Below are 26,730 nucleotides of genomic sequence, written 5' to 3'. Positions count from 1 at the left end.
CGGGAACCGAAGCGGTTGTTGTTCCGTTCGGTGGCGGCTTACTACTGCGGCTTTCCGGCGAGTGCAAGCATAAAAAACGGCCCGGCGTCATTTTTTTGTCGTCGGGCCGAATTATCGAGTAAAATCAAGCTTCTTCGTCGTCGCCGGGTACGCCGATGATCCCAGACATATCGTCGTCGTCATCTTCGTCGTCGGTTTCGAGGAAGGTGTCGTCGTCGTCGTCGATTTCGACGTCGTCGTCGTCACCCAGATCAGGGATGTCGTCGCCGCTGTTGTCGCCATCGGCATCTTCCAGCGAGACGAGTTCGACTTCCGTGTTTTCGGTATCGACTTCCGCCACTTCCTCTTCTTCAGCCTGCTCCATCTTGGCCTGGGCGGTGCTTTCCTCGAAGAAGGAGAGCGGCCAGGACTTGCCGGTGTAGGGAGAAACGACCGGGTCACGGTTCAGATCGTAGAACTTCTTGCCGGTATCGGGGTCTGTGCGCTTGGTACCAAGTTCCGCTTTTGCCACTGTCTAAGCCTCAAATTGTCGAATGAGTTTCGGTGTGTACGCCGTAAAACCGGCATAGACGGTAAAATTTATAGCCGGTCCCCTTAATCGTTGCGCTCTTTCGTGTCAAAGACAAACTTCGGGTGCCGCCCGCCTCGGCGCAACCCCTATGCGGGGATGCTGATATAAATAGGAAGGCGTTGCGCACTCTATTATATGAATGACGAATGCACAGGCGGAAAGCTTCATGACCTTCACGATCGCCATAGACGGGCCGGCTGCGGCGGGCAAAGGAACCCTGTCGCGCAGGATCGCGGAAACCTATGGTTTCCACCATCTCGATACCGGACTGACCTACAGGGCGACCGCCAAGGCGCTTTTGGATGCGGGCCTGCCGCTCGATGATGAGGCCGTGGCTGAGAAAATCGCGCTGGAACTCGATCTTGCGGGGTTGGACCGCGCCGTCCTTTCCCGGCACGATATCGGCGAGGCGGCGTCCAAAATCGCGGTGATGACGCCGGTGAGGCGGGCGCTCGTCAAGGCGCAGCAGCGTTTTGCCTTGAAGGAACCGGGCACGGTTCTGGATGGCCGCGACATCGGCACGGTGGTGTGCCCTGAGGCGCCGGTGAAGCTTTACGTGACGGCCTCTGCGGATGTGCGGGCGCGACGCCGTTACGACGAGATTCTGGCCAATGGCGGCAGCGGCGATTACGATGCCATTTTCGCCGAGGTGAAAAAACGCGACGAGCGGGACATGGGCCGCGCCGACAGCCCGTTGAAGCCGGCTGAAGACGCGCACTTGCTAGATACGTCGGAAATGAGTATAGAGGCGGCGTTTCAGGCCGCGCGCACGATTATCGACGCCGCCCTGAAGAGATAGGTTTTTCGCGGAACGGCTTGCCGCCGCCCGCGTTTAGTCCGGAATTGCCCGAAGACATGTCCTTGCGCCGGAAAGCCTTTTGAAGAAGGCGGGCATGGGGTCGGGTATCAACAACACTAGCCCACCGGCGCTTTTGTATTCGCCATTGCGCGGATGCAATCAGGAGATTTCATGTCAGTATCTACCCCCACGCGCGAAGATTTCGCAGCGCTTCTCGAAGAATCCTTTGCCTCCAACGATCTTGCCGAAGGCTATGTTGCCAAGGGTATCGTAACGGCAATCGAGAAGGACGTTGCCATCGTCGACGTCGGCCTCAAGGTTGAAGGCCGCGTACCGTTGAAGGAATTCGGCGCGAAGTCCAAGGACGGCACGCTGAAGGTCGGCGACGAAGTCGAAGTTTACGTCGAGCGCATCGAAAACGCTCTCGGCGAAGCCGTTCTGTCGCGCGAGAAGGCTCGCCGCGAAGAAAGCTGGGTCAAGCTCGAAGCCAAGTTCGAAGCTGGCGAGCGCGTCGAAGGCGTTATCTTCAACCAGGTCAAGGGTGGTTTCACCGTCGATCTGGACGGCGCTGTTGCCTTCCTTCCGCGTTCGCAGGTCGACATCCGTCCGATCCGCGACGTTACCCCGCTGATGCACAACCCGCAGCCCTTCGAAATCCTCAAGATGGACAAGCGTCGCGGCAACATCGTTGTCTCGCGTCGTACGGTTCTCGAAGAGTCGCGCGCCGAGCAGCGTTCTGAAATCGTTCAGAACCTCGAAGAAGGCCAGGTTGTTGACGGCGTCGTCAAGAACATCACCGATTACGGTGCGTTCGTTGACCTCGGCGGCATCGACGGTCTGCTGCACGTCACCGACATGGCATGGCGCCGCGTCAACCATCCTTCGGAAATTCTCAACATTGGCCAGCAGGTCAAGGTTCAGATCATCCGCATCAACCAGGAAACCCACCGTATCTCGCTCGGCATGAAGCAGCTCGAGTCCGATCCGTGGGATGGCATCTCCGCCAAGTACCCGGTTGGCAAGAAGATCTCTGGTACGGTCACGAACATCACCGACTACGGTGCATTCGTTGAGCTGGAGCCGGGCATCGAAGGCCTGATCCACATTTCCGAAATGTCCTGGACCAAGAAGAACGTACATCCCGGCAAGATCCTGTCCACGAGCCAGGAAGTTGACGTTGTCGTTCTCGAAGTCGATCCGTCCAAGCGCCGTATCTCGCTCGGTCTCAAGCAGACGCTTGAAAACCCGTGGCAGGCATTCGCTTACAGCCATCCGGCTGGCACGGAAGTCGAAGGCGAAGTCAAGAACAAGACCGAATTCGGCCTGTTCATTGGCCTCGAAGGCGATGTCGACGGCATGGTTCACCTGTCGGACCTCGACTGGAACCGTCCGGGCGAGCAGGTCATCGAAGAGTACAACAAGGGTGACGTCGTTAAGGCTGTCGTTCTCGACGTTGACGTTGAGAAGGAACGCATCTCGCTCGGCATCAAGCAGCTCGGCAAGGATGCTGTCGGCGAAGCCGCATCTTCCGGCGACCTGCGCAAGAACGCAGTCGTTTCCGCTGAAGTCACCGCGGTCAACGATGGCGGCATCGAAGTGAAGCTCGTCAACCACGAAGACCTCACCTCGTTCATCCGTCGCGCTGACCTCTCCCGTGACCGTGACGAGCAGCGCCCTGAGCGCTTCTCCGTTGGCCAGGTTGTCGACGCCCGCGTCGTCAACTTCTCGAAGAAGGACCGCAAGGTCATGCTTTCGATCAAGGCTCTGGAAATCGCTGAAGAGAAGGAAGCCGTCGCACAGTTCGGTTCTTCCGACTCGGGCGCTTCGCTCGGCGACATCCTCGGCGCGGCTCTGAAGAACCGCGGCGAATAATCGCTCCGATCTTTGAAATGAAGAACCCGCCGGAATTTTCCGGCGGGTTTTTTGTTGCTTTCAGGTCGCGCCGGTGGGCGGGCCATGGTCCGCTTGTCAGAGCATGCCGCTCATCTTGAGATAATAATTTTCCGCGCTGTCATCGGAAGCCGACGCTGCCGCGCTTTCCTGCGTATCGATCCCGTCATTGGCGGCGACGCGTTCTTCTTTTTCATCCTGATCATCGGAGTGATCAGCTTCGGTGTCGTCGTTTGCCTCATCCTCAGAAAACGGGCCGCCTCCGCGTGGCGGTGTTTCCGATTCATAGTCCTCATCCGCCGGAGGATAGGCGACGAGCGGCAATGGTATGCCGTCCTTTGCCAGAGCCGCGGCGATCAACGATTGCGAAACCGATTGCTCCAGCATCGCCATCCGCACTTCCGCGTCCGGCATGACCCGAGACGGGGGCTGGGCCTCGGGGCGAGGCGCCGCCGTCTCCGTTTCCTCACCCGAGGGGCGGGCGGCGGCTGTTGCGAGGGCTGGTTTTTCTGCGGGCTGATCGTTGGAGGGTTGCTGCGCAACATCCTGGGGTGCGGGCAGAGGCTGCTGTGTGCCGGCTGCCTTGGTGGGAAGCTTGCCGGCTGTGGCGGCAAGCAGCAGGGTGTTCATGGTCTCGGCGTCGTCCGCGAGCGGACCGGATGGCGGGGTAAATCCCGTGCGGGATTCTTTCTGCTCCGTCTTCATCATCTCCCGATGCGGAAGGGCGGGGCGGGCCTCGCCCGTTTCGGCGCGGGGCTGATTTGCCGGGCGGACCTCGGCCGATACTTCCTTCGTCACGCTGCCGATTTGTGGCGGAAGCGGACGTGCCGGGTATTCGGCTCTTCCATCCGGCTTTGCGGCATTGGTCGGCATCTCAAGTGTATCGGCAGGCGGGGTGGAAGGCGTGGGCCGGGGGTCCAGTTGCGCCGTTAGCGCGGGCACCGTTGCTTTCATTGCTGTGCCGCTGAGGGCGAGCGGCCCGATGAGCAGCGGCAGGAGGCGACTGACGGTGGCGGAATTTGCCGCCTGTGCTGTGGCGGCCGGAGACGGGCGAGCTTCCGCATTCTGGCTCTGCGCGTTCTGCTGTTTCGGCTGGGCCGATTGCGTGGGGGCGGGATTGGAGGAATTGTTCTGCTGATAGGAGGAAATCACCGCCTTCGCCGCAAGATCCATTCCCCTGTAACGGGAAAGCTCGACCAGTAGCGCGAGGCGGGCGGCATCCGGTCCGGTCGGCTGTTTCAGGATTTCGGCGAGCATCGAAAGGGTCAGACCCTGCAGGGCCTTGCCGACCTGCTGTTCCAACGCCAGGCGTTGTGACGCCGGCAGGGTGCGGAGCGCCTCCGTCAGCCGCGTCACATAAGTCTCTATGGCCTCGCCATCCTGCCGGGGCAGGTTCATCAGCTTGCCGAGCGCTTCCGCGAGAATCGCGGTGCTGCGCGAGAGCTGAAACTCGCTGGTAAGGGAGGCAATTGCTGCGCGGGCAAAAAGGCTGCTGTTTTCAGGGGCGGGAGTGTTCGGTTGCGGCGGCGTAGTCTGTTTCACCTGCTCGCGCGGTGTCAGTGAAACCGTGGTTCCATAGGCGGCATCGGTTGCCGCAATTTTCGGTACAGGCGGTAACATGCTGCGCTCCGTTTCTATCGGTGACCGCCGCTGGCTGCGAAAGGGCCAATCCCCATTGGCTCTGTGATCCGCATCTGGCTTGAATGTTGAAAAATCGCCGCGCCGGTGATGGACAGGTGTCATCTCGCCCGCTCATGCGGGAGCGCCGTATACGCCTCTGGCCGCAATGCCGGTTGCCGCGCATACAGAATCATCAAGCTCAATCTTGGCTTGCAGATATTAAGATTTGGCTAACCAACGAATTGGCGTCCGTCAGGGAGAAACGCCGATGAACATGCGGTAAAGGCCGTTATCGTCGGAATTGACCGAGGAAATATGGTCGGGATCGCTGGGCGCCGTCTCAAAAGCTTCCGGCGGCATGGCGTCGAGCCAGCTTGCCTTGGGAAGTCTTCTTTCGGGTTGAGCGTTCGCGGGGTCGATGCGGCTGGCTTCCTCAGCGGGTGTGAAGCCTGTGTCATCCGGAACGATCGGCGGGGCGGCCATGGAGAGCAGCGCCTGCGCCGCATTGGGTTCCGCATTGGATTCAATGTCGAAAGCGGCGCTGCCGGCCAGGCCGGAAATATCGGTCATGTCTGAACTCACATCATGTTTTGTTCAAGGGAATGATCGGGAGCGGCAATCATGCCGCCTTCTTCTTCAGCAGTTCATAAAGGCCATTGTCGTCGATCGAGATCGGCAAAATGGTTTTGCGGGCGTCTTCGACAAGCGCCTGCGCATCGAGCAGTTTTTGGCCGTCCGTTTCCGTCTCGGCCGGATTGCGGCCGGTGTCTGTCTCCGCGGGCACATTTTCGGTTTCCGCCGGGGCGGCCTGCTCAGCGGGCGCAGCTGCAAGTACGGAGATCAGTGTCGTTTCCGATGACGTGTCGGTCGGCGCCTGCGGGTCGTCGTCTGCCGTTTTTTCGTCGCCGGAAGCATCGATATGCTCCTTGACGACGTCCTGGAGCTCCTTCACGTCGTCAAGCTTGCCCTGCGCATCGCGCGCCTGAATATCCTGTTCCCTTTCGGCCTTCACCTCGGCATCGTTGATTTCGCCGATGCGTTCTTCACCACGTTCGGCCTGCAACTCTTCCTTGGTTTTGGGATCGGCGACATCTTCCAGGCGCTGGATGACCTTCAGAGTTTCACGCGTCATGAAACTGGCGCTCTGCGTCTGGTGGTTCAGGGCGTCCTTAACGGCGCGCGCCTCATCGCCATAGGGGTTGGCGATGGCGGCGATCATCTGCCGAGCGGAGACGCCGAGTTGTTTGATCCCGGTCGATTCTTCCAGATCATCGACTTTTTTCGGCAGGGTCGCGCGCGCCGCCATGATGGCGTTCGACATCTGCTCGCCGAAATCCTCCTCGGCGCCGGTCAGGCCTGCGCCCTTCGCAATGCGGGCGGCAAGGGCGGCCATGGGGGCGGTCTTGGCGTTGGCGCCGTTGTTCAGCACATCCACGACCTGCGCTTCCGAAACGCCAAAGGATATCAGGGAAATTTTCCTGGCATTTCCCAGTGCGTCGGATTTTTCGAACTGGGTCAGCGTCAGCGCGTCCTGGAGCCGGTTTGCGAAGGCAAAGCTCGATTCGTTTGCTTCCTGCGTGACGCCAAGCGCGGAAGCAAACCGGGAGATGAGGGACAAGAAAGCGTCAGGATCGAGTTTCATGGCGCCGAAGAGATAGGCGCTTATCTTCTCGTTGGCGGCGCGCTGGCTTTCGTCCGTGCGCGGGTTTGTCTTGACCGCATCGTCCTTTTTGGTGCCGTTGGCCTTTTCCTGCTCTTCGCGCTGGCGTTCCTCGATGGTTTCGACCATCGAGCGCATCAGGTCGCTGACTGCAATGCCCGCCGTCCGCTGTAACGGAGTAATCATCTGGAAATCCCCGGCCGCCCAAAGTTGCGGCCGAGAATAGGCAATTCTGGTAAATCAGTGCTTAAACGAAGCGGCAGAAGGCTCAGCTATGGGCGAAAATATCGGTTTCTTCCCAGCCGAGGAGATCGAGCTTCGCGCGGGTCGGCAGAAAGGCAAAACAGGCGTCGGCATGGTCGAGGCGGCCGTCACGCACGAGACGCCCCGTCAGCTTGTCGCGCAGCGCGTGCAGGTGCAGCACGTCGGAGGCTGCATATTCGAGCTGCGCCGGCGACAGGGTCTCGGCAGCCCAGTCGGAAGATTGCTGGGCCTTGGAAATATCGACTTCCAGCATTTCCTTGAGATTATCCTTCAGCCCGTGCCGGTCGGTATAGGTGCGGGTCAGCCGCGAGGCGATCTTGGTGCAGAAGACCGGCGTGGTCGTCACGCCGAAGGTGTGGAACAAAACGGCGATATCGAAACGGCCATAGTGAAAGATCTTCTGGCGGGCGGGGTCGGCAAGCATCCGCACCAGGTTAGGGGCTTGCCTCTGGCCGGCGGCGATGCGAATGACGTCCGCGGTGCCGTCGCCCGGCGAAAGCTGAACGACGCAGAGGCGGTCGCGGCGCGGCACCAGTCCCAGCGTTTCCGTATCGATTGCGATGGCGCCGTTGTAACGCGCGGCATCTTCGGCGGAAATATCGCCTTCGTGGTAACGGATGGGTGCTGCCATGTCCTGCTCCAGAAATTCCAGTTTCCTGCTCCGGCTATAACGGAAAGAGCGGCGGGACGATACCGTTTTATCGGCTCGCCGAGTGCATCGCGATCCACCGCCCTTGGTACTTGCCTTTGCGAAAGTCCCCGGGTTAGGGTCGAGACATTCTTTCCTGACAAATCGCATGAATTCCTGATGACAAAGAAAATCTATCTCGCCGGACCGGAAGTCTTCCTGCCGAACGCGCGCGAAATGCTCGATCTCAAGGCCTCTCTGGCGCGGGAAGCCGGTTTCACGCCGCTTTCGCCGGGCGATCTGCAAATTCCGCCGGCGGACACCAGGATCGGCCATGGCTGCAACATCAATGCCATCGATGAGCGGATGATGCTGGAAGCGGATGCGGTGATTGCCAATCTGACGCCGTTCCGCGGCATCGCGGCCGATACGGGAACCAGCTATGAGCTTGGTTTCATGTGCGCGCTGGGCAAGCCGGTTTTCGCCTATACCAATGTTGCGGCCAATCACTTCACCCGCATCAAGGCGCATTATGGCGGCGTCGCTACCCTGGATGAAACGGGCCGTTATCGCGGGCCGGACGGGCTGTCGATCGAGAATTTCGACATGGTCGACAACCTCATGCTGCATGGCGGAATTTTGCGGCGCGGCGGCGTCATCATCATTGGCGATGCTCCCGAAGAGGCCTTGTATACGGATCTCGAGGCCTACAGGCGCTGTCTCGCGGCCGCGGCCGAAAAGTTACTGACACCGATTGACCCTGAAAAAACGAATAGAGTGGAGGCATCATCATGAGCGGAACTATCCTCATCACCGGCGCGACATCCGGCTTCGGACAGGCCACGGCGCGGCGCTTCGTCAAGGAGGGCTGGAAGGTCATCGGCACGGGTCGGCGGGCGGAGCGGCTGGGGGCGCTTTCCGCTGAACTTGGCTCCGCCTTTAATGGCCTCGCCTTCGATATCACCGACGAGGAGGCGACTGGAAAGGCGCTGTCCGGGTTGCCGGAGGGCTTCAGGGATATCGACGTTCTCGTCAACAACGCCGGTCTCGCACTCGGCACCGCGCCCGCACCGCAGGTGCCCTTGAAAGACTGGCAGACCATGGTGGACACCAACATCACCGGTCTCCTCAACATCACCCATCATCTCTTGCCGACGCTGATCGAGCGCAAGGGTATTGTCGTCAACCTCTCGTCCGTGGCGGCACATTACCCCTATACGGGCGGCAATGTGTATGGCGGCACCAAAGCGTTCCTGCGGCAGTTTTCGCTTGGCCTGCGTTCCGACCTGCATGGCAAGGGCGTGCGGGTGACGTCCATCGAGCCCGGCATGTGCGAAACGGAATTTACGCTGGTGCGCACCGGCGGCAATCAGGAAGCCTCAGACAATCTCTACAAGGGCGTCAATCCGATCACGGCGGACGATATTGCCAACACCATCCACTGGGTCGCCTCGCAGCCCAAGCACATCAACATCAACAGCCTCGAACTCATGCCGGTCAACCAGTCCTTCGCCGGTTTCCAGGTCTATCGGGAAAGCTGATTTCCCAGGTTTTTGTGGGATGCTGAAAAACCGGGCAGGAATTTTCGAGCTATGCAGAAATGCAATGCTGCATTGCGAGACTTGCTCTGTTAAAAATCACGGATACCGCTATATTCAAATCATCGAAGCGACGCACTCCTCCTCCCAGCGTCACTCGATGTGGATCGGTGGTACTCCTCCTCCCAATCGCCGATCAAGTTTGAAGCCTGCCGCACCTCCTCCCGCGGCAGGCTTTTTCCTTTTTGGGGCGTTTTTTCTTGAGTGTTTTTGGCTGACGACCTCCTGCGCGCCGGCTCTGTGCCGAGAGCGGCCCGTGATCGGCCCTTGGATTTCCGGGGGGATTTTGAATTTCTGCGTCAAGGCAACGAGTATTGAAATCAGGCCTGCGTCGATCACGTTTCCGTTATGTCTAGATAAATTTGCACAGTTTTGTCGTGGCACGCCCGGCGGGGCCATTGCTTAGCCCCCGCCCTGTGTTTAAGCATGAGCAAAAGAACGCTTGGGAGGTTGCCGGCACGCGTGTGTCTGCGGCCCGAAAGCGGCGGGGAGAGAATGGCAGACTTTCAAGAGACGCTGAAGCGGTTTCAGCCGATCGCGGTTTCATCGATCGCTGAAGACGAGCTCAGGTTGCGGCTACGCGGCCTGCAGGCGCGAATGATCCAGCAAAATATCAAAGCGGTCTGGCTCGATGCATCATCGTCGCTGACCTATTATACCGGCCTGTCGCTTGGTCTTTCCGAGCGCATTCACGGCGCCCTGGTGCCGGCGGAAGGTGCGCCGGTCTATGTCAGCCCGACCTTCGAGGAGCCGAAGCTTCAGACGCTCATCCGCATTCCGGGTGAGGTTGCCGTCTGGGAAGAGGATGAAAGCCCCTTCGACCTGATGGCAAGACGTATCGGCGCCTTGACCTGTCCCGGTCATCTTGTAGCCATCGATCCCGCCACGCCCTTTGTCTTCGCATCGGCCCTCATGCAGCGTCTGGAAGGCCGCATCATTTCCGCCCAGCCGATGATCGTCGCCCAGCGGCAGGTCAAATCCGCAGCCGAGATCGCCATCATCCAGACGGCGATGGACGCGAGCTACCGCGTGCAGAAGGCCGTGTTCGAAGGGCTGCGTCCCGGCGTTTCCACCACGGAAGTCGCCGATTTCGTCAACACGGCGCATATTGCCCTTGGCCTGAAGCCGCTTTTCGTGGCCGTCCAGTTCGGCGAGGCGACGGCCTATCCGCATGGCGTGCCCCATGCGCAGACGCTCAGCGAAGACGATATGGTGCTGGTCGATCTCGGCGGCATTCTTCACGGCTATCGTTCCGATATCACGCGCACCTATGTCTTCGGCAAACCGACGGAACGGCAGCGTTTTCTCTGGAACGCCGAGCGCGACGCGCAGGCGGCGGCATTTGCCGCAGCCCAAGTCGGCGCGGCTTGCTCGGATGTGGACAAGGCCGCGCGCGACAGCCTGAAAGCGGCCGGTTTCGGCCCGGATTATCAGCTTCCCGGCCTGCCGCACCGCACCGGCCACGGGCTTGGGCTGGATATTCACGAAGAACCCTATATCGTTGCAGGAAACGCCACGGCGCTTGAGCCGGGCATGTGTTTCTCCATCGAGCCGATGCTGTGCGTCTATGGCGAATGCGGCGTCCGTCTCGAAGATATAGCCTACATGACGGAGGCGGGACCGCGCTGGTTCTGCCCACCGGAGAAGAACCTCGACCGGTTGTTTCAGCCGGTCGCCGGGTAATTGGTCGGGAGGCAAAGGACCGAACGGCGACATGGGGCTCCCGCGTCGCTGCTGACCAGAAGAGGTAGGGCCCCAAACGGGGCCGCAGGAACTCAGAAAAAGAGGGAAAGGACCACCAGATGAAAACGCTGACCCGCAGTTTGCTTATCGCCTCTGCGATTGCGATCACTTCCGCCATGCCCGCCATGGCGAAGACCTTCGTTTATTGCTCCGAGGCATCGCCGGAAGGCTTCGATCCGTCGCCCTACACCGCCGGCGGCACCTTCGACGCTTCCGCGCATCCGGTCTACAATCGCCTGACCGAGTTCAAGAAGGGCACGACCGAAGTTGAGCCCGGCCTTGCCGAAAAATGGGAAGTTTCGAGCGACGGTCTGGAATATACCTTCCACCTGCGCAAGGGCGTGAAGTGGCACTCCAACGACAAGTTCACGCCGAGCCGCGAATTCAACGCCGATGACGTGATCTTCAGCTACGACCGCCAGCGCGATGCGAAGAACCCTTGGAACCAGTATATCGCAGGCATCACCTACGAATATTTCAACTCCATGGAAATGCCGTCGCTGATCAAGGACATCGTCAAGGTCGACGATTACACCGTCAAGTTCGTGCTGACGCGTCCGGAAGCGCCGTTCCTCGCCAATATCGCCATGCCTTTCGCCTCCATCGTGTCGAAGGAATATGCCGATACGCTGGAAAAGGCCGGCACCAAGGAAGACTTCAACAACCTGCCGATCGGCACCGGCCCGTTCAAGTTCGTCGCCTATCAGAAGGACGCGGTCATCCGCTACCAGAAGAACGCCGACTACTGGGGTGAAGCACCGAAGATCGACGATCTGATCTTCGCGATCACGCCGGACGCCGCCGTTCGTCTGCAGAAGCTGAAGGCCGGCGAATGCCACCTGATGCCGTACCCGGCTCCGGCCGATCTTGCCGCCATCCGCGCCGATTCCAACCTCAAGCTCGATGAACAGCCGGGTCTGAACGTCGCCTATTTCGCCTATAACACCACCGTTGCGCCTTTCGACAAGCCGGAAGTCCGCAAGGCGCTGAACATGGCGATGAACAAGCAGGCGATCATCGACGCCGTGTTCCAGGGCGCTGGTCAGGTTGCCAAGAACCCGATCCCGCCGACGATGTGGTCCTATAACGACAGCATCAAGGACGATGCGTACGATCCGGAAGCAGCCAAAAAAGCTCTCGAAGCCGCCGGCGTCAAGGATCTGTCGATGAAGATCTGGGCAATGCCGGTTCAGCGTCCCTACATGCCGAACGCGCGCCGCACCGCCGAACTCATCCAGGCGGATTTCGCCAAGGTTGGCGTCAAGGCTGAGATCGTTTCGTATGAATGGGGTGAATACCTCAAGAAGTCGACCGAAGTGAACCGCGACGGCGCCGTCATCCTCGGCTGGACCGGTGACAACGGTGACCCGGACAACTTCATGGGCGTTCTGCTCTCCTGCGCTTCGGCAGGCGAAGGCGGCACGAACCGTGCGCAGTGGTGCAACAAGGAGTTCTCTGACCTGATTTCCAAGGCGAAGCAGGCGACTGACGTTGCCGAGCGCACCAAGCTTTACGAACAGGCGCAGGTGATCTTCAAGGAACAGGCTCCGTGGGCGACGCTTGCGCATTCCACGCAGTTCGTTCCCATGTCCGCCAAGGTCTCCGGCTTCACCATGAGCCCGCTTGGCGACTTCACCTTCGAAAACGTCGACATCGCGGAATAATCCCAAACAACGGACGCGCGGAAGGACCCTGTTCTTCCGCGCGTCTTTTCAGGAAAAAGCCATGATCCGGTTCATTCTCGGCAAACTTCTCTATCTCGTCCCGACATTTCTCGGGATCACCTTTGTCGCCTTCTCCTTCGTGCGCGTCCTGCCGGGAGATCCCGTGCTGCTGATGGCGGGCGAACGCGGCATTTCACCCGAACGGCATGCGCAGCTTGCCGAACAACTCGGTTTCAGCCAGCCTATCTGGCAACAATATCTTCATTTCCTCGGACGGTTGCTTCAGGGCGATCTCGGCAATTCGCTGGTTACCAAGAAGCCGGTTCTCACCGAGTTCCTGTCGCTTTTCCCCGCGACGGTCGAGCTTGGTCTCGTCGCCATCATCATCGCAACCTTGATCGGCGTGCCGGTCGGCGTCATCGCCGCCATCCGTCGCGGTTCCTGGTTCGATCAGATTTCCATGACGACCGCGCTTGTCGGCTTCTCCATGCCCATCTTCTGGTGGGGACTGCTGCTGATCATCATGTTCTCCGGCATCCTTCAATGGACGCCGGTGTCGGGCCGCATTTCGCTGATGTATTTCTTCCCCTCCGTCACCGGTTTCATGCTGATCGACAGTCTGATTTCGGGCCAGAAGGGCGCCTTCGTCTCGGCTTTTTCGCATCTTATCCTGCCCTCCGTCGTGCTCGCCACCATTCCGCTGGCGGTGATTGCGCGCCAGACGCGCTCGGCCATGCTGGAAGTCATGGGTGAGGATTACGTGCGCACCGCCCGCGCCAAGGGCATGTCTCCGGCCCGTGTCGTCGGCATTCATGCGCTGCGCAACGCCATGATCCCGGTCATCACCACCATCGGCCTGCAGATCGGCGTGCTGATGGCGGGCGCCATCCTGACCGAAACCATCTTTTCCTGGCCGGGCATCGGCAAGTGGATGATCGATTCCATCTCGCGCCGCGACTATCCTGTCGTGCAGAGCGGCCTGCTTCTGATCGCGGGTCTGGTGATGATCGTCAACCTGCTCGTCGATCTGACCTATGGCCTCATCAATCCGAGGATCCGTCACAAATGACCGATGTGACCACCACTCCCGGCGTCCGCCTTTCGGACGCCGCCATCCGCCGCCGGATGCTTGCCGATTTCTGGTTCTATTTCCGCCAGAACCGCGGTGCCGTCATCGGGCTTGCCGTCTTCATCCTGCTCGTGCTGGTGGCGATCTTCGCGCCCATCCTGGCCCCGCATGATCCGACACAACAATATCGCGATGCGCTGCTCGTTCCGCCGGTCTGGCAGGAAGGCGGCCGTGCCGCCTTCTTCTTCGGCACCGATGCGGTGGGCCGCGACATGCTGTCCCGCCTGATCTATGGTGCGCAATATTCGCTGTTCATCGGCATCGTCGTCGTCTCCATCGCCCTTGTCGGCGGCATCGTCATCGGTCTTGTCGCCGGTTTCTTCGGCGGCTGGGTGGACACCGTCATTATGCGCGTGATGGACGTCATTCTGGCGTTTCCGTCGCTGCTTCTGGCGCTGGTGCTGGTTGCGGTCCTTGGCCCGGGTCTCACCAATGCCATGATTGCGATCGCCATCGTCTACCAGCCCCATTTTGCGCGTCTGACGCGTGCGGCCGTCATGACTGAGTTGAGACGTGAATATGTCACAGCCGCCCGCGTGGCCGGCGCCGGCAATTTCCGGCTGATGTTCAAGACCATCCTGCCGAACTGCCTTGCACCGCTGATCGTTCAGGCGACGCTTTCCTTCTCGTCTGCGGTTCTCGATGCCGCTGCTCTCGGCTTCCTCGGCATGGGCGCGCAGCCGCCCGCCTCCGAATGGGGCACGATGCTGGCGGAAGCGCGCGAGTTCATCCTGCGCGCCTGGTGGGTCGTGACCCTTCCGGGCCTGACGATCCTGATCTCGGTGCTCGCCATCAACCTCATGGGTGACGGCCTGCGCGATGCGCTCGATCCCAAACTGAAGCGGAGCTGAGCGATGAGCCTGCTGAAAATCAAGAACCTCACCGTCAAATTCGCCACCGCCACCGGCGCCTTCACGGCCGTCGACGGCATCGACGTCTCCGTCGACAAGCATGAAGTGCTGGCCATTGTCGGCGAGTCCGGTTCCGGTAAGTCGGTCTCGATGCTCGCCGTCATGGGGCTTCTGCCCGACACGGCGACGATTACCGCCGATGAGATGACCTTCGACGGCAAGAACCTGTTGGCCATGTCGCCGCAGGAGCGCCGCAGGCTGATCGGTCGCGAGATCACCATGATCTTCCAGGAGCCCATCGCCTCGCTCAACCCGTCCTTCACGGTCGGTTTCCAGATTGAGGAGGTTCTGCGCCTCAATCTCGGCATGAGCGGCGCTGCCGCGCGCGCCCGCGCCCTTGAACTGTTCCGGGCTGTCGGCATTCCCGAGCCGGAAACCAAGCTCAAGGCCTATCCGCACCAGATGTCCGGCGGCCAGTGCCAGCGCGTGATGATCGCGATTGCGATCGCCTCCAAGCCGCGCCTGCTGATCGCCGACGAGCCGACCACCGCCCTTGATGTGACGATCCAGAAGCAGATCCTCGATCTGCTGATGAACCTGCAGGAAGAATACGGCATGGCGCTGATCCTCATCACCCATGACATGGGCGTTGTGGCGGAAACCGCAGACCGCGTCGTCGTGCAATATAAGGGCCGCAAGATGGAGGAGGCGGATGTCTTGAGCCTGTTCGAAGCCCCGCAGCACCCCTATACCAAGGCACTGCTTTCGGCCCTGCCGGAAAATGCCACCGGCGACCGTTTGCCCACGGTTTCCGATTTCTTTGGCAAGGAGGGCGTTCAATGAGTATCGTTGTTGAAGGCAAGGGCATTACCCGCGACTATCACGTTCCCGGTGGCATGTTCGGCGGCGCCAAGACGGTGCAGGCCCTGAAGGGCATCGACTTTACCGTCGAGCGCGGCAAGACGCTCGCCATCGTCGGTGAATCCGGCTCCGGTAAATCGACGCTGGCGCGGATCATCGCGCTGATCGATCCGGCATCCGGCGGCGAACTGAAGATCGAAGGCAAGCCGGTCGATATCGCCAGACGCCGTCCCGATACGGAGATGCGCTCCAAGGTGCAGATGGTGTTCCAGAACCCCTATGGCAGCCTCAATCCGCGCCAGAAGGTGGGCGACGTCCTGATGGAACCGCTGGTCATCAATACCAAGATACCGGCTTCCGAGCGACGCGAGCGGGCCGAAGCCATGCTGGTGAAGGTCGGTCTCGGTCCTGAGCATTTCAACCGTTATCCGCACATGTTCTCCGGCGGCCAGCGCCAGCGCATCGCCATTGCGCGCGCACTGATGCTGAACCCGGCGCTGCTGGTGCTGGACGAGCCGGTCTCCGCGCTCGATCTTTCGGTGCAGGCGCAGGTGCTGAACCTTCTCGCCGACCTTCAGGAAGAATTCGAGCTGACCTATGTTTTCGTCAGCCACGATCTTTCGGTGGTGCGTTACATCGCCGACGATGTGATGGTCATTTCGAAGGGTGTGGCGGTGGAGCAGGGCACGCGCGAGGAACTCTTCGCCGATCCGAAGCATCCCTATACCCGCCAGCTTTTCGCCGCGACACCGATCACGGATGTCGATGCCATCCGCGCCCGCGTGGAACGCCGCAAGGCGGCACGGCTGGCAGCGACAGCCTGAAGGCTGTCGAGCGAGTTTAGGAACAGGCTGGATTTCCGGCCTGTTCTTTTTTCACGGCTTCAGGAAACGCTCGATTGCTGCAAGCGCGCCGTGTTCCCGAATGTCGCGATAGGCGGCTTTCAGCGCTAGGACGAAGGTTTCGTTCCCGGGCAGGTCGCTGCCAAATGTGCGCTCGAAAGTCAAAAATCGGTCGACGACCGCAGCCGGCGTCATTGCCAGCTGATCCGGCGCATCCCACTCCTTGAAAGCGGGATCGAGAATGGTGATCGGTTGCCCCTTTTCATTCTTGTCCGCGCAGGACCTGATCCAGAGCGCGACGGCGAAAATGACCGTCCGGCTTTCAGCCTTCTCCGCAAGCAGTTCACGCAAGGGGCCAAGAATGCGCAGCGGCACTTTTTGCGACGCATCGGAGGCGATCTGCATGGTCTTGTGCTGCAATGAAGGGTTGGCGAAACGCTCCCGCAGACCGGCTGCGAATTCCGCCCCGTCGACGGCGGGGTCGAGCGTCCGTTCGATCTCGCGCCAATAGGCGTCGATGAAATCGCGCACGGGCTTTTCACCCCATGCATCCGCCACCGTCGCAAGGCCGGCGATCTGGCCGATGGCGGCGATGGCGCTGTGGGAGCCGTTCAGCATTCTGAGCTTCATATGCTCGTATGGCTCGACATTGCCGACAAATTCCACGCCCGATTTCTCGAGCGCCGGCCTTCCATGCGGAAAACGGTCTTCAATGACGAAACGGAAATAGGGTTCAGCCACCACCGGCCAGGCGTCGCTGAGGCCGAGTGCGGTCGAAATCGCCTCGCGGTCCGCATCCGTGGTGGCGGGAACGATCCGGTCCACCATCGAGCAGGGGCAGGCAATATTGGTTTTAATGAAGGATGCCAGTTCCGGATCGGCCAATTCCGCAAATTCCAGCAGAAGCTTTTGCAGCACATGGCCGTTGGCGGGCAGGTTGTCGCAGGAAAGGAGCGTCAGGGGCCGGGAACCCTCTTTACGCCTGCGCCGTGTGGCCGCAAGGATGAAGCCGAAGATGGAGCGCGGCCGCTCCGGGTTTTCGAGATCATGGACGATATCGGGATGATCGCGCAGCAGGCTGCGGGAGGCGAGATTGGTCAGGTAACCTTTTTCCGTCACGGTCAGGGTGACGATGAGGACGCGCGGATCGGCCATCCGCTCCATCAGCCGTTCAGGCTCTTCCGGCGCGACGATGGTTTCGAGAATAGAACCGATCACGCGCAGGCGCTCGTTCTCACCGTCTCGCAGGCAAAAGGTGTAGAGATTATCCTGCGGCTCGATGGCGTCGCGCGTATCAGGACTGCGCAGCGACGCGGCGACGATGCCCCATCGGGTTTCGCCGCGATTAAGGCAATCGTCGATGAAAACCGCCTGATGCGCCCGATGAAAGGCCCCGACGCCCAGGTGGACGATGCCGGGCGTGACGCTTTGACGGTCATAGGCGGGTGTCGTGACGGATTGCGGCAGGCGGGGCAAGGTTGCAGGGGAAAGCCGGTCTTTCATCGATGCGAAATCCCCATGCGGAACGGGGCGGTTGTGGCTTGCGCCGCTCTCATTGCGGCGTCCGGCTTGTGGCGCATCATGTCAGTTCCTCCCTTACATGCGGAATGATCAGGCGCCGGCCTCTTTGAGCAGCCGGACCTGGCGCAGCGTATTCTGGCGGCTGCGCTCGAGATGCCGCCACAGGGCGTCGACGATCTGGGCCTTGCCGCCGGCGGCGATGGCATCGGCGATATTCTGGTGCTCTTCGACCGAGCGGGCGTAAGCGCCAAGGATAGAGACGAAAACCGTGTGGGTCTGGTCGAGAATGCGCTCATGCGAGCCGGAAATGACCGGAATGCGCGCCGCCGACACAAGGGTTGCATGGAAGCTGCGGTCGTAAAAAAGCGCTTTCGACAATTCGTCGAGCGTCGAGCCTTTGGCGAATTCGCGATGTTTCGCAAGGCTTTCCAGCAGTTCCGCGTGCAGGGCTCCGTCCAGTTGCCCGGCATCGAAAGCCACTTCCACCGCGCCTTTTTCGAGCAGCATTCTGGCGGCGTAAAGTTCCTCCACATCCTCCACAGTGAAGTCGCGCACCACCATGCCGCGACGGGAGGAATTGATCACCAGCCCGTCAGCCTCGAGTTTCAGGCAGGCTTCCTTCACCGGCGTGGGGCTGATGCCGAGATCGGCGGCAAGCTCATTGGGCAGCAGGCGTTCGCCGCCGCGCAATCTGCCGCTGACGATGCGTGCGCGTAATTCCTGATGCGCCTGTTCGGCGAGCGTGACTTTGACCAGCGAGTTCATGGCGGCATCATCGCCCAGCTTTAAAGGACTGGCAATGGCCGAATATTAAAAATAAAAAATTTTTTATTTTACAAAGGCGATTTTTGCTTTAGCTCTATCCGTCATTGGAAGCTGGCTGCTGGAGGAGGGCGGTCTGGCAATTTCCCTAAAAGCCATCTTCGCGGCCCGTGGTCGCGGGACGCGGCGTCTATTCCTCCCCGGAAGCGATCAGCAATCGAGGAATGACCGATCATGAAAATTACCGCTGTCGAACCTTTCATCCTGCACCTGCCGCTGACATCGGAGTCCATTTCGGATTCCACCCACAGCATCACCCACTGGGGCGTCGTCGGTGCAAAGATCACCACCAGCGATGGCCTTGAGGGATACGGTTTTACCGGCACCCACGCGCATCTGCCGTCGGACAGGTTGATCACATCCTGCATCAGCGATTGTTACGCGCCCTTGCTGGTGGGGGAGGATGCGTCGGAGCATTCGAGGCTCTGGACGAAACTGGCCCGTTATCCGGCGCTGCAATGGGTCGGCAGGGCGGGCATCACCCATCTGGCGCTGGCCGCAGTGGACGTTGCGCTCTGGGACCTGAAGGCGAAAAAGGCGGGCGTGCCGCTCTGGCACTATCTTGGCGGCGCACGCACGGCGGCGGTGGAAGCCTATAATACCGATATCGGCTGGCTTTCCTTCTCGCTGGAAGATTTGCTGGCGGGCGGTGCAGGGGCGGTGGAGGAAGACGGGTTCACCCGCCTGAAGATCAAGGTCGGGCATGACGATCCGAATATCGATATTGCCCGCCTTGCGGCCGTGCGCAAGCGTGTCGGTTCGTCCATCCGCATCGCCATCGACGGCAACGGCAAGTGGGATCTGCCGACCTGCCAGCGTTTCTGCGCGGCGGCGAAGGATCTGGACATTTACTGGTTCGAGGAGCCGCTCTGGTATGACGATGTGACGAGCCATGCGCGGCTGGCGCGCAATACATCCATTCCGATTGCGCTCGGGGAACAGCTCTACACGGTGGATGCGTTCCGCTCATTCATCGATGCCGGCGCGGTGGCCTATGTCCAGCCGGATGTGACCCGGCTTGGCGGCATAACCGAATATATCCAGGTTGCCGATCTCGCGCTCGCCCATCGACTGCCGGTGGTGCCGCATGCCGGCGAAATGAGCCAGGTGCATGTGCATCTAAGCTACTGGCACCCGGCCTCGACCATTCTCGAATATATTCCGTGGATCAAGGATCATTTCGAAGAGCCGATCCATGTGCGGGATGGCGTTTACAAACGTCCGGAGCGCCCCGGCGCCAGCACCACGCCGCTGGCGGAAAGCTTCGCCCGCTACGGCAAGGCGGTGAAATAAAAAAGACGGCGCATAAAATGCGCCGCCCTCATTTCCAAGCGTTGCCGTTAGCGCCAGCCGAGGGCCGGCGCTACCTGCTTCAGGATCGTCTCGATCACATGGGCGTTGTAATCGACGCCCAGCTGGTTCGGCACCGTCAGGAGCAGCGTGTCGGCCTCGGCGATGGCTTCGTCGGCCTTCAGCTGTTCGATCAGCTTTTCCGGCTCGGCGGCATAGCTGCGTCCGAAGATCGCCCGCGTCCTGTCGTCGATGTAACCGATCTTGTCGTCGCCTTCGTTGCCGTAACCGAAATAGGACCTGTCGCGATCGTCAACGAGGGCGAAGATGCTGCGGCTGACCGATACACGCGGTTCGCGGGTATGGCCTGCTTCCTTCCAGGCTTCCCGGAAGGTGCGGATCTGCTGCGCCTGCTGGACATGGAAAGGTTCGCCCGTTTCATCCGTCTTCAGGGTGGAGCTTTGCAGGTTCATGCCAAGCTTTGCCGCCCAGACCGCCGTTGCATTGGAACTCGAACCCCACCAGATGCGCTCGCGCAGCCCTTCGGAATGCGGCTCCAGCCGCAGAAGACCGGGCGGGTTGGGGAACATCGGGCGCGGGTTCGGCTCAGCGAAACCTTCGCCCTTCAGAAGCTCGAGGAAGACTTCGGTGTGCTGGCGCGCCATGTCTTCTTTGCTCTGGCCCTCGGCCGGGCGGTAACCGAAATAACGCCAGCCATCGATCACCTGCTCCGGCGAGCCGCGGCTGATGCCGAGTTGCAGGCGCCCGCCGGCGATGAGATCGGCCGAACCGGCGTCCTCCGCCATGTAGAACGGGTTTTCATACCGCATGTCGATGACGCCGGTGCCGATCTCGATCTTCTTCGTGCGCGCGCCGACGGCGGCCAGCAGCGGAAAGGGTGAGGCGAGCTGGCGGGCGAAATGGTGCACGCGGAAATAGGCGCCGTCGGCGCCTAGTTCTTCCGCAGCCACGGCAAGGTCTATCGATTGCAGCAGCGTGTCCGCAGCCGAGCGGGTCTGCGACTGGGGCGATGGCGTCCAGTGGCCGAAGGACAGGAATCCGATCTTTTTCATGATGACCTTCCAGATGTCGGAGGATGCCGGCTTTGCCAGCCAGCTTCGTTGCTGTCAGTCATATAAGCAGTTGGGCGCGTTCTCCAATTCGCCACCGGTAGACACGGTGTCGCCGAAATGTGAACGATGCTGCTCAAGCGGTTGTCTTTCGGTCGAGCACGAAGAGATTTTGGTGGGCGCGGGCCGTGGTGAGAATGAAATCCATAAGCGAGCGCACCCGCGGCACGTTGGCAAGGTCCTGGTGGCTCGTCAGCCAATAGCCTCGCCGCAGTTCCACTTCACCGGGAAGCACCATTTGCAGATCCGGAAAGCGGGCGGCGATGAAATTCGGCAAAATGCACAGCCCTCTGCCGCTTAGCGTTGCGGTCAGCTGCGCAAAAATGCTCGAGGACTGGAAATTCGGACGCAGGCCGGGCAGCACGTCACGCATATAATCGAGGCCCGGTGAGAAAATCAGGTCCTGAACGTAGCCGATGAAGAAGTGGTCGAGCAGGTCCTCGCGCTTTACGATTTTTGGCTGCCCGGCGAGATAGGAACGCGAGGCATAGATATGCAGCGTGTAATCGATGATCTGTTCATTGATGTAGGGGCCGGCCTTTGGCGGATCGAGCGTTACCGCCACATCCGCCTCTTTTTTGGACAGCGCCATGATTTGCTGGATCGTCACCATCTCCACCATGATGTGGGGATGGGTGACGGCGAAGTCCTTCAGCCTCTCCACGAAGAAAAAATTGGAAAAACCTTCAGGCGCACTAAGGCGCACCACGCCGCGCAGCAGGCTGCCGCTTTCGGAAATGTCCGATTGCAACCTTTCCGCTTCAGCCTCTATGCGCTCGACGGTATCGACCAGCCGCCGCCCGACGGTCGTAAGTTCATAACCGCGCGGATTGCGCTCGAACAGCTTGGTTTTCAGGGAAAATTCCAGCCGGTCGATATGGCGGGAGACGGTGGCGTGGCTGGTGCGCAGGCTTCGGGCGGCCGATGAGAGTTGTCCGGTGCGGGCCACGGCCAGAAAATATTGTAGGTCGTCCCAGGTGAAAGGGGTGGCCATATTTGTCTCCCATCAAAAGTTCTGTTCAAAAATGAACAGTTCCTGTTCGCAATTTGATGATGCCCCGCTCTTGTGTCAACGGCCGAATTCGAGAAGTCTAGGCTCAGGATGCATCGCTTTGAGGAGGGCGGTGTGACCGTTCAGGTGCAATGGTTTCGTTCACCGTTGCACAGACAATCTGAGGTTCGCAATCATCTCTGGGAGGAGAAGTCATGCGCAAGAGTATCGTTTTATCCACGGCCATGGTGCTGGCCGCTGGCACCGCCGCTTATGCCGCCGAGATTTCGGACGGCAAGGTCAAGATCGGCATTTTGAACGACCAGTCGGGCGTCTACGCCAATTTCGGCGGCAAATACTCTTATGAAGCCGCGAAGATGGCGGTTGAGGATTTTGGCGGCAAGGTGCTCAATGCGCCGGTGGAAGTGGTGACCGCCGATCATCAGAACAAGGCGGATGTCGCCTCCAATATCGCCCGCCAATGGTATGATACCGAACAGGTCGATTCGATCATGGAACTGACCTCGTCGTCGGTGGGTCTGGCTGTGCAGGCGCTGTCGAAGGACAAGAAGAAGATCACCATCAATACGGGTGCGGCAACCACCGAACTGACCGGCAAGCAGTGCAGCCCCTATGGTTTCCACTGGGCCTATGACACCTATTCGCTGGCGGTTGGCACCGGCGGTGCGCTCGTCAAGCAGGGCGGCGACAGCTGGTTCTTCCTGACCGCCGATTATGCCTTCGGTTATTCACTGGAAGAAAACACCGGCAATTTCGTCAAGGCCAATGGCGGTAAGGTGCTGGGTTCCGTGCGCCATCCACTCGCCACGACGGATTACTCTTCCTTCCTTTTGCAGGCGCAGTCCTCGGGCGCGAAGGTCATCGGCCTTGCCAATGCCGGCCTCGACACCTCCAACGCCATCAAGCAGGCGTCCGAATTCGGCATCGTCGCCGGTGGCCAGCGGCTTGCGGCGCTTCTCTTCACACTCGCCGAAGTTCACGGCCTCGGTCTCGAAGCGGCTCAAGGGCTGACGCTGACGGAAGGTTTTTACTGGGATCGCGACGATGAATCGCGCAAATTCGGCGAACGCTTCAAGGAGCGCACCGGCGCCATGCCGAACATGGTCCATGCCGGCACCTATTCTGCCGTGCTGCACTACCTGAAGGCCATCGAAAAGGCCGGCACCGACGATGCCGATGCCGTTGCGAAGGCCATGAAGGAAATGCCGGTCAATGACGTCTTCGCCAAGGATGGCCAGGTCGCCGCCAACGGCCGCATGATTCACGACATGTATCTCATGGAAGTGAAGAAGCCGGACGAAAGCAAGCAGCCCTTTGATTATTACAAGGTGCTGGCCACCATTCCCGGCAAGGAAGCCTTCATGGACCCCGCAAAGAGCGGTTGCCCGCTGGTAACGCAGTAAAGAAGAATAAAAAGGGGAAAGCTTGATGACGATCGCTCCCGCCCTTGCCGGGCAGGCCGAATCTCGCGTCGTTCTTTCGGCGCGCGGTCTCTCCAAGACCTTCGGCGCATTCGCGGCCGTGAAGAACGTCGATCTCGACGTCCACCATGCCCGCGTGCATGCGCTTATCGGTCCGAACGGCGCCGGCAAGACAACGGTCTTTAATCTATTGACCAAGTTCCTCCAGCCGACAGGCGGGGCGATCACCTTCATGGGAACGGATATAACAAGGACGCCACCGGACAAGGTGGCGCGTCTCGGCCTCGTCAGGTCTTTCCAGATATCGGCGGTGTTTCCGCACCTGACGGTTCTGGAAAATGTGCGGGTTGCGTTGCAGCGGCCGAATGGCCTTGCAACGCAGTTCTGGCTGCCGCTCTCCTCGCTCGACAGGCTGAACGCCCGCGCCGAGGAACTGATCGCCATGGTCGGCCTGACACGGGAAAAATATGCGCTTGCGGCCGATCTTTCTTACGGCCGCAAGCGGGTTCTCGAAATCGCCACCACGCTGGCGCTCGATCCGAAGGTTCTGCTGCTCGATGAGCCGATGGCCGGCATGGGCGGGGAGGATGTCTCGCATGTGGCCGAACTCATCCGGGAGGTGGCCAAGACTCGCGCGGTGCTGATGGTGGAACATAATCTGAAAGTCGTGGCCGATATCTGCCACCACGTCACGGTGCTCCAGCGGGGTGAAATTCTGGCGGAGGGCGACTATGCCGCCGTCGCCGCCGATCCGCGGGTGCGCACGGCCTATATGGGCACGGAGGAGGCCTGATATGGCGGCAATGCTCGAAGTCTCCAACCTGAAATCCTGGTACGGCGAAAGCCAGGCGCTGCACGGTGTCGATCTGACGGTCGGCGAGGGCGAAACCATCACCATTCTCGGCCGCAACGGTGTGGGCAAAACCACGACGCTGCGCACCATCATGGGCATCATCCGCAACCGCAAGGGCGTTATCAAGCTCGGCGGCAAGGATATGATGCCGGTACCGCTGCATCGCACGGCGAAATACGGCATCGGTTTCGTGCCGGAGGAGCGCGGCATCTTCGCGACGCTGAGTGTCGAGGAAAACCTGATGCTGCCGCCCGTCGTCGCATCCGGTGGCATGACGCTAGATGAAATCTACGAGCTGTTTCCCAATCTATATGAACGTCGCACCAGCCCCGGCACCAAGCTTTCTGGCGGCGAACAGCAGATGTTGGCCATGGCGCGCATCCTGCGCACCGGCGTCAAGGTGCTGCTGCTCGACGAACCGACAGAGGGCCTTGCGCCCGTTATCGTGCAGCGCATTGGCGAGGTGCTGCAAAAGCTGAAGAGCCGCGGCATGACCGTCGTTCTGGTCGAACAGAATTTCCGTTTCGCCAGCCGTATCGCCGACCGTTTCTACCTGATGGATCACGGCCAGATGGTGAGCAACTTTCCGGTGGCTGAGCTTTCCGGCCGTATGGGCGAACTCAACAAAGTGCTGGGGGTTTAACGATGACGATGCTCTTCGGTATTCCAATTCAGGCGCTGCTCGGGCAATTGCTGATCGGCCTTATCAACGGCTCGTTTTATGCGCTGCTGTCTTTGGGCCTTGCCGTCATTTTCGGCCTGCTGCGCGTCATCAATTTTGCGCATGGGGCGCAATATATGCTCGGCGCTTTTGTCGCCTTTCTCGGCCTGCAATATTTCGGCATCAATTTCTGGGCGGCGCTGGTGGTGACACCGCTCGTTGTTGCGTTTTTCGGCGCGATCGTCGAACGCTTCCTGCTGTCACGGCTTTATGATCTCGATCCACTTTACGGGCTGCTCTTCACCTTCGGCTTGGCGCTTGTGGTGGAAGGCACGTTCCGCTGGCTTTACGGCGCTGCTGGCCAGCCTTATTCGGTGCCGCGTGAGCTTGCCGGCGGCACCAATCTCGGCTTCATGTTCCTGCCGAATTACCGCGCCTTCGTAGTCGTCATTTCGCTGGTCGCCTGCCTTGCCACCTGGGCACTGATCGAAAAGACGCGGCTCGGCTCCTATCTGCGGGCGGCGACGGAAAACCCGACGCTGGTGCAGGCTTTCGGCATCAACGTGCCGGTGCTCTTGACGCTGACCTACGCATTGGGTGCCGGGCTTGCCGGCTTCACCGGCGTGCTGGCAGCGCCCATCTATCAGGTCTCGCCGCTGATGGGCACCAACCTCATCATCGTCGTCTTCGCCGTGGTCGTCGTCGGCGGCATGGGGTCGATCATGGGAGCCATCGTCACCGGTTACATGCTCGGCATCGCCGAAGGGTTGACCAAGGTGTTCTACCCTGAGGCCTCCAACATCGTCATTTTTGTCATCATGGCCTTTGTGCTGCTCATCCGCCCCGCCGGTCTTTTCGGAAAGGACGCCTGATATGTCCAAAGCCACCCACAACCCCACTGCCGGTGCGATGCCGCAAACGGAAGTTTCAACGACTGCGGGAACCATCAAGACAGTGCTTATTCTGGCTGGCCTTGCCGTGCTCATCGCCGCGCCCATGTTCGTGTACCCGATCTTTCTGATGAAGCTCCTGTGCTTTGCGCTGTTCGCCTGCGCCTTCAATCTGCTGATCGGTTACACGGGACTGCTGTCCTTCGGCCATGCGGCGTTTTTCGGCGGGGCCGCCTATTTCACGGCCTATTCGGTGAAGGAATGGGGCGTCACGCCGGAGATCGGTCTGGTCATCGGCATGGCCGGTGCTGCCCTTCTTGGCCTCGTCATCGGCTTCTTCGCCATTCGCCGCCAGGGCATCTATTTCGCCATGATCACGCTGGCGCTCTCGCAGATGTTCTATTTCTTCTGCCTTCAGGCGCCGTTTACCCATGGCGAGGACGGGTTGCAGGGCGTGCCGCGCGGCCATCTCTTCGGCCTTCTCGACCTTAATGCGCCGCTCAATATCTATTACACGGTGCTTGCAGCCTTTGTGTTGGCGCTTCTTGTCATCTGGCGTTTCGTCAATTCGCCCTTCGGCATGATCCTGAAATCGATCCGCGAAAACGAGCAGCGCGCCATTTCGCTGGGCTACAGCGTGCAGCGCTACAAGCTCGGTGCTTTTGTCATGTCGGCGACGCTGGCCGGTCTTGCGGGTGGCCTCAAAGCGCTTGTGTTCCAGTTCGCAACGCTCACCGACGTCACATGGCAGATGTCCGGCGAAGTGATCCTGATGACGTTGCTCGGCGGCATCGGCACCATGATCGGGCCGATTTTTGGCGCAGGCCTGGTGGTCACGTTGCAGAATTATCTCGCGACATCGGATTTCCCGGTCACCATCATCACCGGCCTTGTCTTCATGGCCTGCGTCCTGGTGTTCCGGCGTGGTCTTATCGGCGAATTTTACGCGTCGCGGCTCGGGAGAAAACTCGGCTTTCAGCACCGCAGCTAGACATTTTTAAAACACTTGG

At 60.2% G+C, this 26,730-nt stretch carries 25 protein-coding genes; 16 read left to right on the top strand and 9 right to left on the bottom strand.

Annotation, left to right across the window (positions count from 1 at the left end):
* Positions 1-124 precede the first annotated feature (124 nt).
* Positions 125-511 carry a TIGR02300 family protein gene (locus AGR1_RS26870; RefSeq protein ID WP_063947181.1) on the bottom strand — a complete coding sequence of 129 codons (387 nt, stop codon included), beginning with the start codon at positions 509-511 and terminating at the stop codon, positions 125-127.
* A gap of 199 nt (positions 512-710) precedes the next feature.
* On the opposite strand from AGR1_RS26870, the gene cmk reads away from it, so the two are divergent.
* Complete coding sequence (cmk, locus tag AGR1_RS26865; RefSeq protein WP_187772309.1) at positions 711-1,370, top strand: (d)CMP kinase; 660 nt, start codon at positions 711-713, stop codon at positions 1,368-1,370.
* Positions 1,371-1,541: 171 nt separating this feature from the next.
* The gene (gene rpsA / locus AGR1_RS26860; protein WP_004437832.1) at positions 1,542-3,242 is read left to right on the top strand and encodes a 30S ribosomal protein S1; all 1,701 of its coding nucleotides are present in this window, start codon (positions 1,542-1,544) and stop codon (positions 3,240-3,242) included.
* A 96-nt stretch (positions 3,243-3,338) separates the two neighbouring features.
* On the opposite strand, the gene AGR1_RS26855 is transcribed toward rpsA, so the two are convergent.
* The 4 genes from AGR1_RS26855 to AGR1_RS26840 all read right to left on the bottom strand — a co-directional run bounded on the left by AGR1_RS26855 (position 3,339) and on the right by AGR1_RS26840 (position 7,435).
* Positions 3,339-4,880 carry a hypothetical protein gene (locus AGR1_RS26855; RefSeq protein ID WP_149149006.1) on the bottom strand — a complete coding sequence of 514 codons (1,542 nt, stop codon included), beginning with the start codon at positions 4,878-4,880 and terminating at the stop codon, positions 3,339-3,341.
* Positions 4,881-5,132: 252 nt separating this feature from the next.
* A complete protein-coding gene (locus tag AGR1_RS26850) occupies positions 5,133-5,450 on the bottom strand; it encodes a hypothetical protein (RefSeq protein ID WP_149149005.1) in 318 nt (105 codons plus the stop codon).
* 49 nt (positions 5,451-5,499) lie between these two features.
* Complete coding sequence (locus AGR1_RS26845) at positions 5,500-6,726, bottom strand: hypothetical protein (RefSeq protein ID WP_149149004.1); 1,227 nt, start codon at positions 6,724-6,726, stop codon at positions 5,500-5,502.
* Between the two features lie 82 nt (positions 6,727-6,808).
* On the bottom strand, positions 6,809-7,435 hold the full coding sequence (locus AGR1_RS26840; RefSeq protein ID WP_077984817.1) for a ribonuclease D: 627 nt from the start codon (positions 7,433-7,435) through the stop codon (positions 6,809-6,811).
* A gap of 177 nt (positions 7,436-7,612) precedes the next feature.
* Between AGR1_RS26840 and AGR1_RS26835 the strand changes: the two genes are divergently transcribed.
* The 8 genes from AGR1_RS26835 (at position 7,613) to AGR1_RS26795 (ending at position 16,102) form a co-directional block, all read left to right on the top strand.
* Positions 7,613-8,227 (top strand): nucleoside 2-deoxyribosyltransferase, encoded by a 615-nt coding sequence (locus tag AGR1_RS26835; RefSeq protein WP_162927565.1) that lies wholly within the window; start codon positions 7,613-7,615, stop codon positions 8,225-8,227.
* Positions 8,224-8,973: an SDR family oxidoreductase gene (locus AGR1_RS26830; protein ID WP_149149003.1), complete on the top strand. Its 750-nt coding sequence runs from the start codon at positions 8,224-8,226 to the stop codon at positions 8,971-8,973. Before AGR1_RS26835 ends, AGR1_RS26830 begins: the two co-directional genes overlap by 4 nt.
* A gap of 552 nt (positions 8,974-9,525) precedes the next feature.
* Positions 9,526-10,713, top strand: a complete 1,188-nt coding sequence (locus AGR1_RS26820) for a Xaa-Pro peptidase family protein (RefSeq protein WP_149149002.1) — start codon at positions 9,526-9,528, stop codon at positions 10,711-10,713.
* Between the two features lie 119 nt (positions 10,714-10,832).
* Entirely contained in the window at positions 10,833-12,437 is a 1,605-nt protein-coding gene (locus AGR1_RS26815) for an ABC transporter substrate-binding protein (protein ID WP_077984820.1), read from the top strand.
* A 61-nt stretch (positions 12,438-12,498) separates the two neighbouring features.
* Positions 12,499-13,506, top strand: coding sequence for an ABC transporter permease subunit (locus AGR1_RS26810; protein WP_077984821.1), 1,008 nt, complete (start codon positions 12,499-12,501; stop codon positions 13,504-13,506).
* On the top strand, positions 13,503-14,417 hold the full coding sequence (locus tag AGR1_RS26805) for an ABC transporter permease subunit (protein ID WP_080794364.1): 915 nt from the start codon (positions 13,503-13,505) through the stop codon (positions 14,415-14,417). Before AGR1_RS26810 ends, AGR1_RS26805 begins: the two co-directional genes overlap by 4 nt.
* Positions 14,418-14,420: 3 nt before the next feature.
* Positions 14,421-15,260: an ABC transporter ATP-binding protein gene (locus AGR1_RS26800; RefSeq protein WP_077984823.1), complete on the top strand. Its 840-nt coding sequence runs from the start codon at positions 14,421-14,423 to the stop codon at positions 15,258-15,260.
* A complete protein-coding gene (locus AGR1_RS26795; protein WP_077984824.1) occupies positions 15,257-16,102 on the top strand; it encodes an ATP-binding cassette domain-containing protein in 846 nt (281 codons plus the stop codon). Before AGR1_RS26800 ends, AGR1_RS26795 begins: the two co-directional genes overlap by 4 nt.
* A 51-nt stretch (positions 16,103-16,153) precedes the next feature.
* Here AGR1_RS26795 and AGR1_RS26790 read toward each other — a convergent pair whose 3' ends face one another.
* Positions 16,154-17,623 carry a mannitol dehydrogenase family protein gene (locus AGR1_RS26790; protein ID WP_149149001.1) on the bottom strand — a complete coding sequence of 490 codons (1,470 nt, stop codon included), beginning with the start codon at positions 17,621-17,623 and terminating at the stop codon, positions 16,154-16,156.
* 108 nt (positions 17,624-17,731) lie between these two features.
* Positions 17,732-18,406: a GntR family transcriptional regulator gene (locus tag AGR1_RS26785; protein WP_149149000.1), complete on the bottom strand. Its 675-nt coding sequence runs from the start codon at positions 18,404-18,406 to the stop codon at positions 17,732-17,734.
* A gap of 231 nt (positions 18,407-18,637) precedes the next feature.
* On the opposite strand from AGR1_RS26785, the gene AGR1_RS26780 reads away from it, so the two are divergent.
* The gene (locus AGR1_RS26780) at positions 18,638-19,756 is read left to right on the top strand and encodes a mandelate racemase/muconate lactonizing enzyme family protein (protein ID WP_149148999.1); all 1,119 of its coding nucleotides are present in this window, start codon (positions 18,638-18,640) and stop codon (positions 19,754-19,756) included.
* A 47-nt stretch (positions 19,757-19,803) separates the two neighbouring features.
* On the opposite strand, the gene AGR1_RS26775 is transcribed toward AGR1_RS26780, so the two are convergent.
* The gene (locus AGR1_RS26775; protein ID WP_149148998.1) at positions 19,804-20,826 is read right to left on the bottom strand and encodes an LLM class flavin-dependent oxidoreductase; all 1,023 of its coding nucleotides are present in this window, start codon (positions 20,824-20,826) and stop codon (positions 19,804-19,806) included.
* 133 nt (positions 20,827-20,959) lie between these two features.
* A complete protein-coding gene (locus AGR1_RS26770; protein ID WP_080794345.1) occupies positions 20,960-21,877 on the bottom strand; it encodes a LysR family transcriptional regulator in 918 nt (305 codons plus the stop codon).
* Positions 21,878-22,089: 212 nt separating this feature from the next.
* Between AGR1_RS26770 and AGR1_RS26765 the strand changes: the two genes are divergently transcribed.
* The 5 genes from AGR1_RS26765 to AGR1_RS26745 are packed head-to-tail and all read left to right on the top strand — an operon-like array spanning position 22,090 to position 26,711.
* Positions 22,090-23,298 (top strand): ABC transporter substrate-binding protein, encoded by a 1,209-nt coding sequence (locus tag AGR1_RS26765; RefSeq protein WP_149148997.1) that lies wholly within the window; start codon positions 22,090-22,092, stop codon positions 23,296-23,298.
* A gap of 25 nt (positions 23,299-23,323) precedes the next feature.
* A complete protein-coding gene (locus tag AGR1_RS26760; protein WP_080794341.1) occupies positions 23,324-24,109 on the top strand; it encodes an ABC transporter ATP-binding protein in 786 nt (261 codons plus the stop codon).
* Between the two features lies 1 nt (position 24,110).
* Positions 24,111-24,812: an ABC transporter ATP-binding protein gene (locus AGR1_RS26755; protein WP_080794339.1), complete on the top strand. Its 702-nt coding sequence runs from the start codon at positions 24,111-24,113 to the stop codon at positions 24,810-24,812.
* 2 nt (positions 24,813-24,814) lie between these two features.
* A complete protein-coding gene (locus AGR1_RS26750; protein ID WP_080794335.1) occupies positions 24,815-25,702 on the top strand; it encodes a branched-chain amino acid ABC transporter permease in 888 nt (295 codons plus the stop codon).
* 1 nt (position 25,703) lies between these two features.
* Complete coding sequence (locus tag AGR1_RS26745; RefSeq protein ID WP_080794332.1) at positions 25,704-26,711, top strand: branched-chain amino acid ABC transporter permease; 1,008 nt, start codon at positions 25,704-25,706, stop codon at positions 26,709-26,711.
* Positions 26,712-26,730 lie beyond the last annotated feature (19 nt).

The sequence above is a fragment of the Agrobacterium sp. B1(2019) genome (assembly GCF_008274755.1).
GTDB lineage: Bacteria > Pseudomonadota > Alphaproteobacteria > Rhizobiales > Rhizobiaceae > Agrobacterium > Agrobacterium salinitolerans.
This window is presented reverse-complemented; position numbering and strand designations above follow the sequence as displayed.

Coding starts and splice junctions, on each gene's coding strand:
- AGR1_RS26775 (WP_149148998.1), bottom strand. CDS start 20,826: ATGAAAAAGATCGGATTCCTGTCCTTCGGCCACTGGACGCCATCGCCC.
- AGR1_RS26805 (WP_080794364.1), top strand. CDS start 13,503: ATGACCGATGTGACCACCACTCCCGGCGTCCGCCTTTCGGACGCCGCC.
- AGR1_RS26820 (WP_149149002.1), top strand. CDS start 9,526: ATGGCAGACTTTCAAGAGACGCTGAAGCGGTTTCAGCCGATCGCGGTT.
- AGR1_RS26855 (WP_149149006.1), bottom strand. CDS start 4,880: ATGTTACCGCCTGTACCGAAAATTGCGGCAACCGATGCCGCCTATGGA.
- AGR1_RS26765 (WP_149148997.1), top strand. CDS start 22,090: ATGCGCAAGAGTATCGTTTTATCCACGGCCATGGTGCTGGCCGCTGGC.
- rpsA (WP_004437832.1), top strand. CDS start 1,542: ATGTCAGTATCTACCCCCACGCGCGAAGATTTCGCAGCGCTTCTCGAA.
- AGR1_RS26755 (WP_080794339.1), top strand. CDS start 24,111: ATGGCGGCAATGCTCGAAGTCTCCAACCTGAAATCCTGGTACGGCGAA.
- AGR1_RS26760 (WP_080794341.1), top strand. CDS start 23,324: ATGACGATCGCTCCCGCCCTTGCCGGGCAGGCCGAATCTCGCGTCGTT.
- cmk (WP_187772309.1), top strand. CDS start 711: ATGACGAATGCACAGGCGGAAAGCTTCATGACCTTCACGATCGCCATA.
- AGR1_RS26810 (WP_077984821.1), top strand. CDS start 12,499: ATGATCCGGTTCATTCTCGGCAAACTTCTCTATCTCGTCCCGACATTT.
- AGR1_RS26800 (WP_077984823.1), top strand. CDS start 14,421: ATGAGCCTGCTGAAAATCAAGAACCTCACCGTCAAATTCGCCACCGCC.
- AGR1_RS26795 (WP_077984824.1), top strand. CDS start 15,257: ATGAGTATCGTTGTTGAAGGCAAGGGCATTACCCGCGACTATCACGTT.
- AGR1_RS26840 (WP_077984817.1), bottom strand. CDS start 7,435: ATGGCAGCACCCATCCGTTACCACGAAGGCGATATTTCCGCCGAAGAT.
- AGR1_RS26815 (WP_077984820.1), top strand. CDS start 10,833: ATGAAAACGCTGACCCGCAGTTTGCTTATCGCCTCTGCGATTGCGATC.
- AGR1_RS26830 (WP_149149003.1), top strand. CDS start 8,224: ATGAGCGGAACTATCCTCATCACCGGCGCGACATCCGGCTTCGGACAG.
- AGR1_RS26750 (WP_080794335.1), top strand. CDS start 24,815: ATGACGATGCTCTTCGGTATTCCAATTCAGGCGCTGCTCGGGCAATTG.
- AGR1_RS26770 (WP_080794345.1), bottom strand. CDS start 21,877: ATGGCCACCCCTTTCACCTGGGACGACCTACAATATTTTCTGGCCGTG.
- AGR1_RS26850 (WP_149149005.1), bottom strand. CDS start 5,450: ATGACCGATATTTCCGGCCTGGCCGGCAGCGCCGCTTTCGACATTGAA.
- AGR1_RS26745 (WP_080794332.1), top strand. CDS start 25,704: ATGTCCAAAGCCACCCACAACCCCACTGCCGGTGCGATGCCGCAAACG.
- AGR1_RS26785 (WP_149149000.1), bottom strand. CDS start 18,406: ATGAACTCGCTGGTCAAAGTCACGCTCGCCGAACAGGCGCATCAGGAA.
- AGR1_RS26835 (WP_162927565.1), top strand. CDS start 7,613: ATGACAAAGAAAATCTATCTCGCCGGACCGGAAGTCTTCCTGCCGAAC.
- AGR1_RS26845 (WP_149149004.1), bottom strand. CDS start 6,726: ATGATTACTCCGTTACAGCGGACGGCGGGCATTGCAGTCAGCGACCTG.
- AGR1_RS26790 (WP_149149001.1), bottom strand. CDS start 17,623: ATGAAAGACCGGCTTTCCCCTGCAACCTTGCCCCGCCTGCCGCAATCC.
- AGR1_RS26780 (WP_149148999.1), top strand. CDS start 18,638: ATGAAAATTACCGCTGTCGAACCTTTCATCCTGCACCTGCCGCTGACA.